The sequence below is a fragment of the Streptomyces durbertensis genome (assembly GCF_014156695.1).
Classification (GTDB): Bacteria; Actinomycetota; Actinomycetes; order Streptomycetales; family Streptomycetaceae; genus Streptomyces; species Streptomyces durbertensis.
Genome location: NZ_WMLF01000737.1, coordinates 1 through 1474 on the forward strand (window position 1 = coordinate 1; position 1474 = coordinate 1474).

General features: G+C 72.3%; 2 protein-coding genes. One reads left to right on the forward strand and one right to left on the reverse strand.

Annotation, left to right across the window (positions count from 1 at the left end):
* Positions 1–8: 8 nt before the first annotated feature.
* On the reverse strand, positions 9–404 hold the full coding sequence (locus GL263_RS26410) for a winged helix-turn-helix transcriptional regulator (protein ID WP_182858256.1): 396 nt from the start codon (positions 402–404) through the stop codon (positions 9–11).
* A gap of 236 nt (positions 405–640) precedes the next feature.
* Here GL263_RS26410 and GL263_RS26415 point away from each other — a divergent pair, with 236 nt between their 5' ends.
* Positions 641–1291 carry an FMN-dependent NADH-azoreductase gene (locus tag GL263_RS26415; protein ID WP_182858257.1) on the forward strand — a complete coding sequence of 217 codons (651 nt, stop codon included), beginning with the start codon at positions 641–643 and terminating at the stop codon, positions 1289–1291.
* Positions 1292–1474 lie beyond the last annotated feature (183 nt).

The following is a 1474-nucleotide window of genomic DNA, read 5'->3' on the forward strand; positions in this document are numbered from 1 at the left end:
GGCGGGCCTCAGCCCTTGAACGCCTCCGGGCAGCCGGCGCCGCCGCCGGGCAGGTGCTCGTCCGCCCAGCGGGTCAGTTCGACCATCGCCGGACGCAGCGCCATGCCGGCGTCCGTCAGGGCGTAGGAGACGCGCAGCGGCGGGCCCTCGTCGACCGTCCGCAGCACCAGCCCGAGCGAGGCCAGCTCGGCCAGCCGGTCGGACAGCATGCGCTCGCTGATGCCGGGCACGGCCCGGCGCAGTTCGGTGAAGTGGCCGGGACCGCTCATCAGGGCGGCCAGCACCACCCCCGTCCAGCGCTTGCCGAGCACGGCGAACACCCGGGTGACGCCCAGCTCGGGTTCGGTGCAGCCGGCAGCCTTCGGGCCGACGGCCTCTTTGGTGTCCTGCGATCGCTCGGCCATGCCTCCAGGGTACGACAACGACACAAGGGACTGCGGAAAAGTAAGCAACTGTGGTATCAATAGATACAGCGGTTCCCGCACCGGCTTACTCCGGGACCGGGAAGCGGCGGCCCCACCCGACGCCGTGCTCCGCGAACAGCCGGAACGCCCAAGACCGACAGCCCGACACAGCCCGACACAGCCCGGCACACACGCCACACACGCCACACACGCCACACACCACCAAGGAGCCCCCCATGGCCACCCTCCTCCACATCGACTCCTCCCTGAACGGCGACAACTCCGCCTCCCGCGCCGTCACCGCCCTCTACCGCGAGGTGTGGGAAAGCGAGCACCCGGACGGCAAGGTCGTCTACCGCGACCTGGCCGCCGAGCCCGTCCCCCACGTCGACGCCCTCGCCTACTACGCCGGCTACGTCGCCCCCCAGGACCGCACCCCCGAGCAGCGCGAGGCCTACGCCCTCAACGAGGAGCTGATCTCGGAGCTGGAGAACGCCGACGCGATACTCATCGGCGCCCCCATGTACAACTACTCGATCCCCTCCACGCTGAAGGCCTGGCTGGACCGCGTCATCGCCGTGGGCCGCACCTCGATGACCGCGAACCCCACCGCCGCCGGCAAGCCCGTCACCGTCGTGACCAGCCGCGGCGGCTCCTACGCGCCCGGCACCCCGCAGGAGGGCAACGACTTCGTCGAGCCGTACCTGCGCCACGTCCTCGGCAACGGCCTCGGCCTGGACGTCGACTTCATCGTCCCCGAGCTGACGCTGGCCCCGAGCAACCCGGCGATGGCGGAGCTGATCCCGCTCTTCGAGAAGTCCCGCGACCTCGCCCAGGAGCAGGCCCGCAGCAAGGCCGCCGCCCTCGCCGCCCGCCTCACCGCCTGAGCGCCACCCGGGCCACCTGAGCCGGCCCGGCCCCGCCGGTCGCCCGTCCACCCGACGGGCGACCGGCGTTCGCGCGCCCACGCCGGACGCCGAAAACCCCCGCGACGTGCGTTCCGGCCCCGTGGGAGGGTGACGTCGTGACGACGATCGACGGCGGGACGCTGCATCCGTACCGGGTACGGG